Genomic DNA, 15,000 nt, shown 5'->3' with positions numbered 1-15,000 from the left:
AGCCCCTGCAGCCTAGCCAAGCAAACAGCCGACTAGTGCGTTGTCGGGTTTTTTCATGGAGATGGATTTTTGAGTATTTTTGTCACTGGTGGTGCTGGATTTATTGGCGGCAACTTCGTTTTGGACTGGCTCGGCGCTATCGATGAGCCGGTCATCAACCTCGACAAACTCACCTACGCTGGCAATCGCGAAACCTTGGCATCCCTTGCCGGAGATGAACGCCATATTTTTATTCAAGGCGACATCAGCGATACGGATCGCGTGAGCCAGCTGCTCACGCGCTACCGCCCCCGCGCCATCGTCCATTTCGCCGCTGAAAGCCATGTGGACCGCAGCATTCATGGCCCGGAAGCGTTTATCCAGACCAACATTGTGGGCACCTTCCGCTTGCTGGACGCAGCGCGTACCTACTGGAACAGTCTGGAAGGGGAGGCTAAAGCTGATTTCCGCTTGCTGCATGTCTCGACCGACGAAGTGTATGGCTCGCTTGCCAAGGATGCCCCTGCCTTTACCGAAGCCCATCGCTACGAGCCCAACAGCCCCTATTCAGCCAGCAAAGCCGCTGGCGATCATTTGGTGCGTGCCTACCACCACACCTACGGGCTGCCCGTGCTCACCACCAATTGCTCCAACAATTACGGCCCGTATCACTTCCCGGAAAAGCTCATCCCGCTGGTGATCGTCAATGCGCTCGCGGGCAAGCCGCTGCCCGTGTATGGCGATGGCCAGCAAATTCGCGACTGGCTCTACGTCAAAGATCATTGCAGCGCCATCCGCCGCGTGCTCGAAGCGGGCAGGGTAGGCGAGGTGTACAACATCGGCGGCTGGAACGAAAAGCCCAACATTGACATCGTCCACACCGTTTGCGACATCCTCGACGAGCTGCGTCCCTTGAAACTGGTAAGCAGGGAGTGGCGGGTAGACAGTGGGAAAGACATGACCCCACCCCCCACTTACCGCGCTCTAATCACCTTCGTGAAAGACCGCCCCGGCCACGATCGCCGCTACGCCATCGACGCCAGCAAGATCGCCCGTGAGCTGGGCTGGAAGCCCGCCGAAACCTTTGCTACCGGCATCCGCAAAACCGTTCAGTGGTATCTGGAAAACCCCCAATGGGTAGCCAATGTTCAATCCGGCGCCTACCGTGAATGGGTAGAAAAAAACTACAGCGGCCCCGCTGAAAAAACCACTGCATGAAAATTCTCCTGTTCGGCAAAAATGGCCAGGTCGGTTGGGAGTTGCAACGCAGCCTTGCCCCGCTGGGCGAGTTGGTGGCACTGGATGCTGCCAGCCAGGAGCTATGTGGCGACTTTACCAATCTGGAAGGCATTGCCCAAACTGTTCGTACGGTTACCCCGGACATCATCGTCAATGCCGCAGCGCATACCGCTGTTGATAAAGCCGAAAGTGAGCCGGAACTCGCGCACACCATCAATGCACTGGCCCCCGGCGTTCTGGCCCAAGAAGCAAAGCGCTTGGGTATCTGGCTGGTGCATTACTCAACCGATTATGTCTTTGAGGGCAGGGGCAACACGCCCTGGCGGGAAACCGACCCCGCTGGCCCCTTGAGTGTTTATGGCCGCACCAAGCTCGCAGGCGAAGAAGCCATCCGTGCCACGGGCTGCCCGCATTTCATTTTTCGCACCAGTTGGGTTTATGCCACGCGTGGCGGCAACTTTGCCAAAACCATGCTGCGGCTGGCCCAGGAACGAGATCGCCTCACCGTCATCAATGACCAAATCGGTGCGCCCACCGGTGCCGATTTGCTGGCGGACGTAACCGCTCATGCTATTCGCGCGGCTTTACAAAATCCTGATGTCAGCGGCCTGTATCACCTGGTAGCAGGGGGCGAGACCTCCTGGCACGGCTACGCCAGCTTCGTCATTGATTTTGCCCGCCAAGCCGGACTCGACATCAAGGTTGCGCCAGAGGCCATCCAGCCCGTGCTAACCAGCGCGTTTCCTTTGCCCGCCCTGCGCCCAAAAAACTCGCGCCTGGACACCCGCAAACTGCAACACGCCTTCGGCCTGCATCTACCACACTGGCAAAGCGGCATCACCCGCATGTTGTCGGAGATTCTGGTGCGTAGTGAGTGGGTGTAGGGCGCGGGCAGACATGGCGCAAAAGAATATCTGTACTTCATCGGTATCGCACGCGGCGCACTGGCAGAACTGGAAACCCAACTGCAACTGGTGGTTATGCCAGGTTTTATTGTCGCCGACCGCGCAGCATTTGAACGAGCAGACCGCGTCGGCAAGTTACCAACAGGATTGCACAAAAGGTTGAACACCCCATGAACCCACTCCCCACTCCCCACTCCCCACTCACTAGAAAAGGCCTCATCCTGGCCGGTGGCTCCGGCACACGGCTCTACCCGTTGACCAAAGCCATCTCCAAGCAATTGCTGCCTATTTACGACAAGCCAATGATCTACTACCCGCTCAGCACGCTCATGCTGGCGGGGATACGCGACATTCTCATTATCTCAACCCCGCAAGACACCCCGCGTTTTGAGCAACTGCTTGGCGATGGCAGCGAGTGGGGTCTCAACCTGCAATACGCCGTACAACCCAACCCGGGTGGTCTGGCGCAAGCCTTTATCATCGGCAAAGACTTCATCGGCAACGCCCCAAGTGCCCTGGTGCTGGGCGACAACATCTTCTATGGCCACGACCTGCACACCCAGCTTGAACAAGCCATGCGGCGCAGCCAAGGTGCTACCGTCTTCGCCTATCACGTGCAAGACCCCGAGCGTTACGGCGTGGTCACCTTTGACGCCCAAGGTCGCGCCACCAGCCTGGAAGAAAAGCCCGTCAACCCCAGGAGCAACTATGCCGTTACCGGTCTGTATTTTTATGACAATCAAGTCGCCGATATTGCCGCAAGGCTCAAGCCATCGGCGCGGGGCGAACTGGAAATTACCGACCTGAACCGCATTTACCTTGAGCGCGGCCAGCTCGATGTGGAAATCATGGGCCGGGGCTACGCCTGGCTTGACACTGGCACGCATGAGAGCCTGATCGAAGCCAGCAATTTCATCGAGACCATCGAACACCGGCAAGGCTTGAAAGTGGCCTGCCCGGAAGAAATCGCCTGGCGTAACGGCTTCATCACTACCGAACAACTCGAAAAACTGGCGCAGCCACTCGCCAAAAACGGCTATGGGCAATACCTCTACCGGTTGCTCAAAGAGGGGTTTCAGCCTTAATTTGTGCATATCACTTTCCAATAGTAGTAAAGTAGTAAATTCCTACTTGTAGTCATTAATGGAGAATGCTATGGAATTTGCCCGCGTGACAGCTAAAGGCCAGGCAACCATCCCCAGAAGAATCAGAGAAGCGGCACACATTAGGGAAGGCGATATGCTGGCTTTTGAATTAGATAGCAACAACCGGATCACCATCAAGCGTATTGAGTCAAGCGTTGATACCGAGCTGGCTGCACTGCAAGAAACACTGTCGGAATGGAATTCCCCTCAGGATGAGGAAGCCTGGCGTGACCTTTAATGCATTTGATGTCGTTGCCGTTCCTTTTCCATTCACTGATCGTGAAGCATCCAAGCGACGCCCGGCCTTGGTAATATCGAATGACCGTTTTAATCTAAATCACGATCATATGGTATTAGCCATGATCACCACTGCCACTAAAACGGTTTGGCCTAGTGATGTTGTAATAAACCACTGGCAAGAAGCCGGACTTAAAGTGCCATGCCGTGTTCGGTTAAAACTGTTTACTTTAGATAACCACCTGATTTTGAAAACTGTAGGACATTTATTACCTCAAGATGTACAGTCAGTGCAGGCCGTCTTAACTGAATACCTTGATGTTGCCAGCACCATTTAGTCAGCAATTCCCCCACTCACCACTTACCACCTCCCTCAATGCACTGCACCCCCACCACTATCCCCGAAGTCCTCCTCATCGAACCCAAAGTGTTTGGTGATGATCGCGGCTTCTTTTTTGAAAGTTTCAACCGCCGCCAATTCGCCGAGATTACCGGGCGCGACGTCGATTTCGTGCAAGACAACCACAGCCGCTCAGTCAAAAATGTGTTGCGTGGCTTGCACTACCAAATTCAACAACCCCAAGGCAAGCTGATGCGCGTAGTGCAGGGCGCTGTCTTTGATGTAGCCGTGGATATACGCAAATCCTCCCCCACCTTCGGGCAGCACGTTGGTATGGAACTTTCCGCCGAAAACAAACGCATGTTTTGGGTGCCGGAAGGCTTTGCCCATGGTTTTGTGGTGCTATCGGAAACCGCAGAGTTTCTCTACAAAACCACCGACTACTGGGCGCCGGAATTCGAGCGCAGCATCATCTGGAACGACCCGGCGATCAATATCCAATGGCCACTCCTGGGCGCACCCATCCTGTCCGCAAAAGATCAACAAGCCAAACCATTGGCAGAAGCAGAGCACTTCGCATGACCTCCACTTCCCATTCTCCGCTAACCACTAACCAGGCCGGAACCAACCCCCACGCTGCCCAGCCCATATCCCTCGCGGCACTGGGCAAAAGCCTCTGGCGCAACCGCCAGCTCATCGTGCAAATGACCAAGCGCGAAGTGGTCGGCCGCTACAAAGGCTCAAGCATGGGGCTGGCCTGGTCTTTCCTCAACCCAGTATTCATGCTGGTGGTGTATACCTTTGTCTTTTCCGAGATATTCAAATCCCGTTGGGGTGGCGTGGGTGGTGACGACAGCAAAACACAATTCGCCGTGGTGCTGTTTGTCGGCATGATCGTGCTGAGCCTGTTTAGCGAGGTGCTCAACCGCGCCCCCAGCCTGATTCTTTCCAACATCAATTACGTCAAAAAAGTGGTGTTTCCGCTTGAAATACTGCCCGTCATTGCCATGGGGGCAGCGCTCTTCCACAGCCTTGTCAGCCTTGGCGTACTGCTGGCTGCCTTTGCCCTCTTTAACGGCTATTTGCACTGGACTGCGGTTTTTACCCCCTTGGTACTGCTGCCGCTCGTCATCCTCACCATGGGTCTTGCCTGGATGCTGGCATCTCTAGGCGTATTTATGCGCGACGTTGGACAAACCATCGGGATCATTACCACCGTATTGACGTTCCTTTCCCCCGTCTTTTACCCGGTAACCGCCGTGCCGGAAAGATTCCGCCCGTTCATCATGGCCAACCCGCTGACCTTCATCATCGAGCAAGCGAGAGAAGTCTTGATCTGGGGGCATTTGCCGAACTGGATCGGATTGGGAATCTACACCTTGGCTGCCGCCACCATTGCCTGGGCAGGCTACGCCTGGTTTCAAAAAACCAGAAAAGGGTTTGCCGATGTCCTCTAAACCCACTCTCCAGTGGATTCCATACAGGTGCCCACTTACTGGGAAATCAGACGGCACATATTGTGGAATTCGAGCAGCAAGGCCAGAATAGGGCTGCGTATGGTGCCCAATTTATCCCCGTTGGCCGCTAACTGCCGAGTTCGGACGGGGGTTTGATGCCTCCAACTTGCGCTGTATGCGACTTTTTTTACCTGGTGTTTCCAATTCGTGACGTGCTGCGTCACGAATTGAGTTGGACCCATTACAATGCACCGCGACAATGCACCGCGCGACCGGCTCAAGCAGTTTGTTGCTTTAACTGGACAAGACACCCTTGCGGACATTGCACAGTGCGATCTTCGCTTGGCGAATAACTAAACGATGCGACTCTCTCAAAAAACACAGCAAATTATCCGGGATACTGTCCAAGAGATTTTTGGTGTCGATGCCGAGGTAAAACTTTTCGGATCAAGGGTGAACGATGCCGCACGGGGCGGCGATATTGATCTGCTCGTTGAGCTGCCGTCTATCACGGCAGAGGTTGAACGTAAAACGATGCAACTGATCGCCAGGCTTCAATTACGCATCGGCGACCAGCCTATTGATGTGCTGGTGCTTGACCCTTCAACCCCCCGGCAATCGATACACGAGCAAGCATCCCTGACTGGAATAAGATTATGAATCCGACCTTGAGTTTGCCAGCAGCACGTTTTCTGCAGACATTAGAGATTGTTGCGAAAGAAGCAAAGCATCTGTCCTATAGTTGGGGCAGCCTGTTCAGACAAACGATTGATGTCAAGTGGATAACCAGACTGGATCAAAACCCTGGCTGTGCCGAGCAGCTGGAAGCCTTCGTGTCCCGATTTGGCAGAATGCAAGATACGATGGCGGATAAATTATTTCCACGCTGGCTGCTTGCGCTCGCTGAAGTGCCCGGCAGTCAAATCGAAACACTCAATCGCGCTGAGCGGTTAGGCGTGCTTGCCAGCACCGAGCGTTGGCTTGAAATGCGCAATCTGCGCAACCGCCTGGTGCATGAATACATGAGCGACCCTGCGAAATTTGCCGAGGATTTGGCGCTGGCAAAAGAATACAGCTTGATGCTGATGGAAACATTCAATCGTGTGCGCCAGGATGCAATGATACGAATGGGACATAAAAAAGAAAGCTTGCCTGAGGAGCTGACTCTGCCAGAACAGGCCTCAAAATGAGCGACAAGACCCATCACCGGTTCCTCGCTTCGCTCTCTTTACTCCCACCGACATCAACCAACGTCGTCTGGCACCACGCCACCGTTACCCGTATGCGGCGTGAAGCGCAAAACGGCCACCGCGGTGCAATCATCTGGCTTACCGGATTGTCCGGATCTGGCAAATCTACGCTGGCGCATGCTGTTGAAGAATCTCTACGTCAGCGCGGCTGTACAACTTCTGTCCTGGATGGCGACAATGTGCGCCACGGACTCTGTGGCGACCTGGGTTTTTCAGCTAAAGACCGCCGGGAAAACATACGGCGCATCGGCGAAGTGGCTAAACTTTTCATGGAGGCGGGGGTGATCGTGTTCACCGCCTTCTTCTCACCTTACCGCGCCTACCGTGAACGCGTGCGCAGCAGGTCATCGGAGAAACAACAAACCGTGCATCTGCCAATAAAAAACGAAAAATATGAACCACCGTGTGATTACCATGAACCGACAAGAACTCATCAATCAATCTGAAGCATATATCCGCAAGCTGCTCAAAGAGCGTTTACCGTCGCAGTCCCGGGTATATCTTTATGGGTCGCGTTCACGCCGTGATAACCGATGGAACTCAGACTACGACTTATGGATTGATGGCGATATTCCCCCTAAAGTGATTGCCGAAATGACCGATCAGCTTGACGAATCTTTTGTTCCTTTCAAAGTGGATATTATTACCACACAACAGATGATGGGTCATTTTACCGAACGTGTGAAACAGGAGGCAATGCCATGGATATAAGAATCAAAACATTTCAAGAGGCAACGAATACTTTTACATTTCTCGCACGACTGGGGTTGGCAGAGCTCAAACAAAAACTTGGGGACGAGCGACTCGTGGATGGCATGCAAAATGGTCGCGCGCAAAAGTTTGAATACACCACTGAATTGTGCTGGAAGGCGATCAAATTCTTCCTCAAAGAAAAAGAAGGGATGGATGAAGCATCCCCAAAAAAGATTATCAAAGCATACTACCTGGCGGGATATGCGTCGGAGGACGATTACTTGCTGCTACTTGCGGCAGTGGACGACAGAAATCGCCTCAGCCATATTTACGATACAGAAACGTTTAACAACATCCTTGCGCGTCTTCCCGGTTATGCCGCGCTTTTCGAACGGATCAGCGCGCAATTGATTTCAGGAAGGTAAGCATTATGCGCCGCCTCATGATCAAACAACATTGGAGATTGGTTTCGGCTCAGCCCCCCAACTAAAAACCTGGTTTTGAAGGCTATCGGACATTTATCACCCCCAGATGTTAAATCTGTGCAGGCAGTCTTAACTGAGCATGTTGATGTGGGTTAGCCATTGCCTGCCCTGCGCGAAGCACTGCTCAATGCCGTGGTTCATCGCAGTTACACCAACCCCAACGATATCCAGATCAAGATTTTTGACGATAGCATTACCGTCTTTAGCCCCGGCATCTTTTACGGCGGCATCAGCGTAGCCGACATTCAAACCGATAACTACAAATCAAGCCTGCGCAACAAATTGATAGCCGAAGCCTTTTACCTGACCAACAATATCGAAAAATATGGCAGCGGCTTCATTCGTATACGTAAAGCGCTGCGAGACTACCCAGAGGTAAGCCTGGAAATCAGGGAAATAGGTGCTGGCGTAGACCTAACTTTCAAGCAGATTGGCAGCCATGGCGAGCCGCAACAAAAAGGCGGATTGGCAGCAGTTGCGATAGAAAGTTCGGTAGAAAGTTCGATAGAAAGTTCGGTAGAAAGTTCGGTAGAAAGTTCGGTAGAAATTCTTGACCTGATAGCCCGCAAGCCGCATGTGACGGCAAAAGAACTGGCTCAACTGTTTGGGGTGACGCCACGCGCTATTGAAAAGCAAATCGCTAAGCTTAAACGCGAAGGGTGGCTGATTAGAGTTGGTCCGAACAAAGGCGGCCACTGGCAAGTACAAAAGATTGACAAATAACCATGCCTCCTAAAATGCCTGAATCCGCCCGCAAACAAGCGCTGCGGGCCGTGGATGCCATACAAGTCCGCACCTGCTGGGAAATTGGCCGGCATATTGTGGAATTTGAGCAGCAAGGCAAAGATAGAGCCACGTATGGCACTATCCTACCCCCCCCAAGCTGGCAATCGCTAACGGCCGAATGTGGCAAAAGTTTTGACGAGAGAAATCAGCGTCACATGAGGGCATTTTTTCAGGGCTTTCCGATTTGGAACGCAGTGCGTACCGAATTGAGCTGGACCCACTACCGCAACATTTTGCATTTAGACAATGAACTCCCCACTCATCACCCAAGCCCGCTAAAATTAAACCAATGCGACTAACCAAAGCCCAAATAGACACAATCCGCAAAGCGACTAGCCAAAGTTTTGGTGAAAATGCCTTGGTTTGGCTTTTTGGATCACGCGTGGATGATGCAAAGCGCGGTGGCGATGTCGACCTGTATATCGAAGCCACACACCCAGCGACGTTAATGACTGAATTGCGTTGCAAAATCGCGCTTGAAGACAGTCTGGATTTATCCGTCGATCTGGTCGTAAAAGAACCTGGCAAAGACAAACCCATTTACAACCTGGCAAAAACGCAGGGGGTTAGGTTATGACAGAGCATTTGCGCCTGCTGGCAAAACAACTGACGCATTTGCAACAAATGCACAAATACCTGGAATACTCGGCACAACGAGCTCGCCAGATTTTGCCAAGCACAAACTGGCAGGATTTAAGTCCCGAGCAACACGAAATCCTTGCAGCCTTCCGTGTTCGCTTCAGCGAATTTCAAGAGCACTTGGGTAAAACAATGCGAGCGATTGCCATTGAAGAAGAAATTGAAGCGGAACGCTTCGGTGCTGTTCTCGCTTTCATGGAAAAACTGGGGATAATCGAAACAGCCGAACGCTGGAAACTCATCCGCGAAATCAGAAACGCCATTAATCACGAATACGAAGAAGACGCCGAGCGGCTCGCAAAATTCTTTTTGGAAATGCTTCGAGCGACGCCTGAATTATTTGACCATTACCAACGCTTACTCACTTTCTGTGCCGATACCTATGGCGTTAAACCAGCATGAGCAGCGATATTACAATTCGCCATCAGCCTTAAAACCTCAGCAAGTGCCACCAAATTTACGACGCCCCGCGAGATCGACTAAAGCAGTTCGAATACCCCTGCGAGCCATCTCTCCACTATGCCCCCTGATCTAAAGCCCCAACCCGTCGCCACCAACATCGTTTGGCACCACGCCACCGTCACCCGTGCGCGGCGTGAGGCGCAAAACGGGCACCGCGGGGCGATCATCTGGTTTACGGGGTTATCCGGGTCGGGCAAATCAACGCTAGCCCATGCGGTAGAAGAATCGCTGCACCAGTGCGGTTGCAGAACTTTTGTGCTGGATGGAGACAACGTGCGCCACGGCTTGTGTGGTGACTTGGGTTTTTCAGCGCAAGACCGGCAAGAAAACATTCGACGCATCGGCGAAATGGCCAAGCTCTTTATGGAAACAGGGGTAATTGTGCTCACCGCCTTTATCTCGCCCTGCCGTGCCGACCGCGAGCGCGTGCGCGGCATGGTTAAAACGGGCGACTTCATCGAAATCTATTGCAATACTCCCATCGAGATTTGCGAAACACGTGATATAAAAGGGCTCTACAAAAAAGCCCGTGCTGGTGAGATTGCCGAGTTTACTGGCGTCTCCGCACCTTACGAAGCACCAGAAACCCCCGAGATCATCGTAAATAGTGGTACAGAAAAATTGGATGCTTGCGTGCAGCAGGTGATTGGTGAGCTCATACAGCGCGATATTCTCACTCCTGTACATCCACTACTAACTATTAATTCAACGCTAATAAGCCAATGAAGTGCATTCCCACTAATATTTGCGAAGTTTTCGTCATTGACCCAAAGTGTTTGATAATGAGCATGGTTTCTTTTTTGAGCGTTAATTGCTGTCAATTAAATGTGCTGTAATGAATACGAATACCAAAGTCAGCACATTTCTATTTGAGTTATATGGCAGCCGCAATGTGCTGTCGCAACTGGTTTCCCAGCAATTGATATTGCGTTACCGGCGTACTGCTCTAGGCTACTTATGGACACTTATCAACCCATTGTTGATGATGTCTGTCATGGCCTTGGTGTTTGCCACGTTATTCAAGGCGGACTTGAAAACCTTTGCAGTTTTTCTTTTCGCCGGGATGATCCCCTGGAATTTTTTTAGTTCGGTGGTCACCCAATCCGGCACATCCTTCATTAATAACGAAGGGCTGATCAAGAAAATCTACCTGCCCAAGGCGATTTTCCCACTCAGCATTGCTTTTGCGCTGTTGATAGACAGTGGGCTTTCATTTCTGGCGCTATTTGTCATCATTCTCACCATCGGTGGCTCGCTGTCCTGGGCGGTATTATTCATACCTGTAGCCTTTCTGCTATTGTTTTTTTTCGCTTTGGGGATAGGTTTGATCATGTCCATCGCCACAGTCTTCTTCCGTGATCTTCAGCACGTTATCCTCATCGCTATGCAAGGCCTGTTCTTTTTAACACCCATCCTGTACAAGCATAATGCGTTAGCGGGTAAAGTCGGCTGGCTGGTTGGCTTGAACCCGGTCGTACCGTTTATTGAGCTCTTTCGAGCGCCGCTTTCTCAAGCCGTCTTGCCGGGCATTGGCATCATTTTGCAAGCGACCGTGATTTCCTTTTCTGCTATGGCAATTGGCTTATTTGTTTTTCTCCGCCAACAGAAAAAAATCGTTTTCAGACTGTGAGCAGACATGTCAAGCATCCGCGTTGAAAACCTGTCAATCAAGTTCCGTATCTACCATGACCGGTCGCCATCATTAAAAGACTATTTTGCTAATTTTTTCAAGCGAAATGGGCAAACTGCCTATTCTGACTTTTGGGCGGTTAAGGATGTTTCTTTTGAAATTAAAGCGGGTGATCGGCTTGGCATTATTGGCCACAACGGCGCAGGTAAAAGCACCTTACTCAAGGCTTTGTGCCGAGTTTATGAATCATCCGATGGAAAAATTTCAGTTAATGGGCGCATCGCGCCGTTGCTGGAAATTGGTGCCGGCTTTCACCCGGAGTTCACTGGACGTGAAAATATTTACCTGAACGGCTCCATTCTTGGCTATAGCAAGCAGCAACTGAAAGAAATCGAACCAGAAGTCATTGCCTTCGCCGAATTAGAAGAATTCATCGATACTCCCGTCAAGTATTACTCCACAGGCATGTACATGCGGCTGGCATTCTCTCTTGCGACAGCCATGCATCCCGACATCCTGGTGCTAGATGAGATCTTCGCCGGAGGCGATGCCACCTTCATGAGCAAGGCCAAGGCCAGAATGCAGGCCTTGATTAATAAGGCCAACATCATGATCATGGTTTCACACGACCCGCTGTTAATCAAGTCGCTCTGCAACCGTGTCATCTGGCTGGATCACGGCAAGCTGGTGGCCGATGGATCCCCGGACGAAATCGTCGAGCGTTATCTGGCGGGCAGAAAAAATGAATAACAACATTACCCCACCCTCCGCCGAAGTTACATCGTCCAACGTGCTCGATATTATTCGCACGTTGCGCGCTGATGCAGCACGTCACGAACAATTGTTGGAGCAGATCATGGCTATTCTCCAGCAATCTGAACTGTTACGCCACAGCAAGGCGCAGGAGCCAGCGTCATTTTTGCCGGTTTGGCCACCTAAGGAGGGCGTGACCGATTTCAGCCGTCTGACTATCCGTCAGGTTGAAAAGCCGCAGGGCAAATCGCAGGATATTGTTGCCCGGCTAAAAGCAACAGCGGTAGGCCAGTTTTACCTTGAACATCTCAAGCAGATTCCCTTTGTGCGAGAGCTGATCATCTGGAGTTGGCGCAATGGTTATCCTTTGTATGTAAATCACATTGCACCTCATTTTCGTAACAAAAATGCCAGGCGCTGGCGTCCACTGATCAAACTAAGCGAGTATGCAAAAACAAAGGGTATCCCGACGACTAAGGTGACGGATACCGCGCTGGTTGAAACACCACCGCCCAAGGTTTTTCCTGCTCACGATCAAGCGTACTTGTCGTCGTCACACGACAGCTATAACTTTCCGCCTATCTATGTCGCTACGATCAGCGACGGAATGATTTACGGCGGAACCAATCTTACGTTGACAAAAGACGGAGTCATCTGCCACGACTTGTACGACTTCGAGCGTGACTACACTAGCGAAGAGCTCCATGGGCGTAATCTGATTGACGCCAGAAAACACCGCATTCGCTGGCTGTTGCATGATGAAGTGCCGGAACGCATTCCGGCCGCTGCGGCTTTTGTTGATGCTTGCGCATCCAACTATGCCCACTGGCTGACAGAAGTGCTGCCTCGCATCGCAGTGTTTTGTGCTGAAGAGCAATTCAAGAACATTCCAATCGTAGTCAACGAAGGGCTCCATAAAAATATCATGGAATCGTTGTGCCTGATGGCGGGGCCAGAACGGGAAATTATTACGCTACCCATCGGCAGAGCGCTTCTGGTCGATTCGCTTTACCTCCCATCAGTCGCAGGCTACGTTCCGTTCGAGCGGCGAAACAACAAACGCTCAGGCCATTCGCATGGCATATTCAGCCCAGCCGCCTTCGAGTTAATCCGCAAGCAAGTTTCTTCTTTTGTAGAAGAACTAGCAGAGCAGGGCTGGCCAGAAAAGATATATCTGCGCCGCAACTCGGGCGCGAGAAAAGTGACGAATGTGGCAGAGTTGGAAGCGCTATTGGTTTCCAAGGGTTACGTCGTCGTTGAACCTGAAAAGCTTACGTTTTTGCAACAGGTGCAGCTTTTCAGAGCCGCCAAAGAAATTGTTTCCCCTACAGGGGCAGCCTTATCTAATGCTATTTTCTCCAAGCCAGGTACGCGTATAACGATTATCATGGCGAGGCATGAAAATATGATTTATAGATATTGGCTAAATATGCTGGCTCCGGTGCAGATCAATGTTTCTTACGTGCTCGGAAACATAATAGAAAACCATCACCTCGGAATTCATGCGGATTTTTCCGTTGACGTCAAAAATATTGACGAGCTAATAAAGTCATGGAAGTCAAAATGACATTGATACATCCTTCTTCTTTTGTATCGCCAGGCGCTAAACTCGGCGACAGCGTTGAAGTAGGTGCATTTTCACTAGTGTCCGGTTAAAAATCAAATAGAATCATTTGGTTATTGGGTAATGGCGCAATGACTCCAGTAGTGTCTGGCTGCAAGGCGCATGAAATATGGGTTTTCTCGAAAATCGAGACCGACAATATCTGTAACAAAGTGTAGAGCGAGGCATTGAGATGGAGCTCTTTCTTGACGATAGCGATCAGCACGTAGGTGGAAACGGCGCACCAGATTTGCGTCTTCACCGCGTTCTCGCTGGTTCCCAGAAAGCGCTTGATGCGCAGGTGTTGCTTGATCCATTTGAAGAACAGCTCTACCTGCCAGCGGCTCTTGTACAGCGCGGCAATGGTCAACGGCGGCAACGTTGTGTTGTTGGTCAGAAACACCAACGTTTTGCCCGAATCGGGGTCTTTGAATCGGATGCGCCGCAAATGCTCTGGGTAGTCCTTGGACACGTAAAACCCGTTGAGCCGAATCGCCTGATCGCAGATCACACCGGTGCTTCGGTCGGTCTTGGTCGAGTAAACCCGATGGGCATCCATGCCGCGTTTGGCGCGGGTCACAAAGAACGCGCCGGCCTGATGTATCTTGAAGAGCCGGTCGAAGTCCACGTAACCCCGATCCATCACGTAAAACGCACCCGCTTCGATGGGCAAGATGTCGAGCACTTTGACATCGCCCATCTTGCCATCGCTGATGTGGATGAAGGCCGGGATCGCCCCGCGCAAGTCCAGCAGCGTGTGCATCTTCACCGCCGCCTTGGTGCTGCGAAACGGAGCCCAATCGAACAGGCTCAAACACAAGTCGATGGTGGTCGAGTCCAGCGCGTAGACCGTCGCATCGAGTTCCAGTCCCGTTGGTTCTGCGGCGTAGAGGTTCCTGGCTCGCACGATCAAGCGCATCGCAAGCGCGTGATAAATGTGCCAGTCCCGCTGATTCAGCGCATCCGAGAGAGTCGATCGTGCGGGTATGCTGCTCAAACCCATGTGAAACAGCTTGGATTGATTGGATGCCAGGCAGACCTCGATGTCGCGCAAAGACTCGCGCCACGTCAATTGCGAGAATGCCATCACGCGAAACAGGTCGGCGCAACCCAAAGTGCGCACACCCGCATCGCCGCCATGACGGTCGATGATGCGCCCGAAGGTCTTCCACGGCACATACTCCATGACTTGCGCAAACAGCGTCTTGCCCACGTTCATACGTCACCCCAAGCTCTCCAAACCCGGAATGATCGCAAATGCGCAAGATGAAATTCAAATCGTGGACACCCATGAATCGCTTGAAACCCTTATCATTGTTGGCGTTGCCGTCGGTACGTCTCAATTTAACCGGACACTAGTGGTGCATTTTCTATTATTAATGAAAACGTTGTGCTGG

The 15,000-nt window shown here is 51.9% G+C and carries 21 protein-coding genes and 1 pseudogene; 21 read left to right on the top strand and 1 reads right to left on the bottom strand.

The features are described 5' to 3' along the window. Positions 1 to 69: 69 nt before the first annotated feature. The 21 genes and pseudogenes from rfbB (at position 70) to PG1C_RS09175 (ending at position 13,567) form a co-directional block, all read left to right on the top strand. On the top strand, positions 70 to 1,197 hold the full coding sequence (rfbB, locus tag PG1C_RS09275; RefSeq protein WP_202634521.1) for a dTDP-glucose 4,6-dehydratase: 1,128 nt from the start codon (positions 70 to 72) through the stop codon (positions 1,195 to 1,197). Continuing rightward, a complete protein-coding gene (gene rfbD, locus PG1C_RS09270) occupies positions 1,194 to 2,102 on the top strand; it encodes a dTDP-4-dehydrorhamnose reductase (RefSeq protein ID WP_202634520.1) in 909 nt (302 codons plus the stop codon). The genes rfbB and rfbD overlap by 4 nt, the downstream gene beginning before the upstream one ends. A gap of 12 nt (positions 2,103 to 2,114) precedes the next feature. After that, positions 2,115 to 2,297, top strand: a pseudogene (locus PG1C_RS15025) (four helix bundle protein); the annotation flags it as partial. Next, entirely contained in the window at positions 2,294 to 3,208 is a 915-nt protein-coding gene (gene rfbA / locus PG1C_RS09260; RefSeq protein ID WP_202634519.1) for a glucose-1-phosphate thymidylyltransferase RfbA, read from the top strand. The pseudogene PG1C_RS15025 and the gene rfbA, both read left to right, overlap by 4 nt. 70 nt (positions 3,209 to 3,278) lie before the next feature. Continuing rightward, positions 3,279 to 3,506, top strand: coding sequence for an AbrB/MazE/SpoVT family DNA-binding domain-containing protein (locus PG1C_RS09255; protein WP_202634518.1), 228 nt, complete (start codon positions 3,279 to 3,281; stop codon positions 3,504 to 3,506). Further along, positions 3,496 to 3,843 (top strand): type II toxin-antitoxin system PemK/MazF family toxin, encoded by a 348-nt coding sequence (locus PG1C_RS09250; protein WP_202634517.1) that lies wholly within the window; start codon positions 3,496 to 3,498, stop codon positions 3,841 to 3,843. Before PG1C_RS09255 ends, PG1C_RS09250 begins: the two co-directional genes overlap by 11 nt. Before the next feature lie 38 nt (positions 3,844 to 3,881). Beyond that, a complete protein-coding gene (gene rfbC, locus PG1C_RS09245; RefSeq protein WP_202634516.1) occupies positions 3,882 to 4,427 on the top strand; it encodes a dTDP-4-dehydrorhamnose 3,5-epimerase in 546 nt (181 codons plus the stop codon). Continuing rightward, positions 4,424 to 5,302, top strand: a complete 879-nt coding sequence (locus tag PG1C_RS09240; protein WP_202634515.1) for an ABC transporter permease — start codon at positions 4,424 to 4,426, stop codon at positions 5,300 to 5,302. Before rfbC ends, PG1C_RS09240 begins: the two co-directional genes overlap by 4 nt. Positions 5,303 to 5,662: 360 nt before the next feature. Continuing rightward, positions 5,663 to 5,962, top strand: a complete 300-nt coding sequence (locus PG1C_RS09235; protein WP_202634514.1) for a nucleotidyltransferase domain-containing protein — start codon at positions 5,663 to 5,665, stop codon at positions 5,960 to 5,962. Beyond that, positions 5,959 to 6,492: a hypothetical protein gene (locus PG1C_RS09230; protein ID WP_202634513.1), complete on the top strand. Its 534-nt coding sequence runs from the start codon at positions 5,959 to 5,961 to the stop codon at positions 6,490 to 6,492. Before PG1C_RS09235 ends, PG1C_RS09230 begins: the two co-directional genes overlap by 4 nt. Beyond that, a complete protein-coding gene (cysC, locus tag PG1C_RS09225; RefSeq protein ID WP_202634512.1) occupies positions 6,489 to 6,998 on the top strand; it encodes an adenylyl-sulfate kinase in 510 nt (169 codons plus the stop codon). Before PG1C_RS09230 ends, cysC (PG1C_RS09225) begins: the two co-directional genes overlap by 4 nt. Beyond that, on the top strand, positions 6,967 to 7,263 hold the full coding sequence (locus tag PG1C_RS09220) for a nucleotidyltransferase family protein (RefSeq protein WP_202634511.1): 297 nt from the start codon (positions 6,967 to 6,969) through the stop codon (positions 7,261 to 7,263). Before cysC (PG1C_RS09225) ends, PG1C_RS09220 begins: the two co-directional genes overlap by 32 nt. Beyond that, the gene (locus PG1C_RS09215) at positions 7,254 to 7,670 is read left to right on the top strand and encodes an HI0074 family nucleotidyltransferase substrate-binding subunit (protein ID WP_202634510.1); all 417 of its coding nucleotides are present in this window, start codon (positions 7,254 to 7,256) and stop codon (positions 7,668 to 7,670) included. The genes PG1C_RS09220 and PG1C_RS09215 overlap by 10 nt, the downstream gene beginning before the upstream one ends. Positions 7,671 to 7,829: 159 nt before the next feature. Further along, positions 7,830 to 8,453, top strand: coding sequence for an ATP-binding protein (locus tag PG1C_RS09210; RefSeq protein ID WP_202634509.1), 624 nt, complete (start codon positions 7,830 to 7,832; stop codon positions 8,451 to 8,453). 2 nt (positions 8,454 to 8,455) lie between these two features. Then, complete coding sequence (locus PG1C_RS15020) at positions 8,456 to 8,815, top strand: DUF1016 N-terminal domain-containing protein (RefSeq protein WP_202634508.1); 360 nt, start codon at positions 8,456 to 8,458, stop codon at positions 8,813 to 8,815. Then, the gene (locus tag PG1C_RS09200) at positions 8,806 to 9,093 is read left to right on the top strand and encodes a nucleotidyltransferase family protein (RefSeq protein ID WP_202634507.1); all 288 of its coding nucleotides are present in this window, start codon (positions 8,806 to 8,808) and stop codon (positions 9,091 to 9,093) included. The genes PG1C_RS15020 and PG1C_RS09200 overlap by 10 nt, the downstream gene beginning before the upstream one ends. Further along, the gene (locus tag PG1C_RS09195; RefSeq protein WP_202634506.1) at positions 9,090 to 9,557 is read left to right on the top strand and encodes a hypothetical protein; all 468 of its coding nucleotides are present in this window, start codon (positions 9,090 to 9,092) and stop codon (positions 9,555 to 9,557) included. The genes PG1C_RS09200 and PG1C_RS09195 overlap by 4 nt, the downstream gene beginning before the upstream one ends. Before the next feature lie 117 nt (positions 9,558 to 9,674). Continuing rightward, positions 9,675 to 10,343 carry an adenylyl-sulfate kinase gene (gene cysC / locus PG1C_RS09190; protein WP_202634505.1) on the top strand — a complete coding sequence of 223 codons (669 nt, stop codon included), beginning with the start codon at positions 9,675 to 9,677 and terminating at the stop codon, positions 10,341 to 10,343. Between the two features lie 109 nt (positions 10,344 to 10,452). Then, positions 10,453 to 11,247 carry an ABC transporter permease gene (locus tag PG1C_RS09185; RefSeq protein WP_202634504.1) on the top strand — a complete coding sequence of 265 codons (795 nt, stop codon included), beginning with the start codon at positions 10,453 to 10,455 and terminating at the stop codon, positions 11,245 to 11,247. A 6-nt stretch (positions 11,248 to 11,253) separates the two neighbouring features. Beyond that, positions 11,254 to 11,997 (top strand): ABC transporter ATP-binding protein, encoded by a 744-nt coding sequence (locus PG1C_RS09180; protein WP_202634503.1) that lies wholly within the window; start codon positions 11,254 to 11,256, stop codon positions 11,995 to 11,997. Further along, entirely contained in the window at positions 11,990 to 13,567 is a 1,578-nt protein-coding gene (locus tag PG1C_RS09175; protein WP_202634502.1) for a glycosyltransferase family 61 protein, read from the top strand. Before PG1C_RS09180 ends, PG1C_RS09175 begins: the two co-directional genes overlap by 8 nt. 85 nt (positions 13,568 to 13,652) lie before the next feature. On the opposite strand, the gene PG1C_RS09170 is transcribed toward PG1C_RS09175, so the two are convergent. Further along, positions 13,653 to 14,822: an IS4 family transposase gene (locus PG1C_RS09170; RefSeq protein WP_202634501.1), complete on the bottom strand. Its 1,170-nt coding sequence runs from the start codon at positions 14,820 to 14,822 to the stop codon at positions 13,653 to 13,655. Between the last annotated feature and the right edge of the window lie 178 nt (positions 14,823 to 15,000).

This window comes from Rugosibacter aromaticivorans (genome assembly GCF_000934545.1).
In the GTDB taxonomy this organism is placed as follows: domain Bacteria; phylum Pseudomonadota; class Gammaproteobacteria; order Burkholderiales; family Rhodocyclaceae; genus Rugosibacter; species Rugosibacter aromaticivorans.
This window is presented reverse-complemented; position numbering and strand designations above follow the sequence as displayed.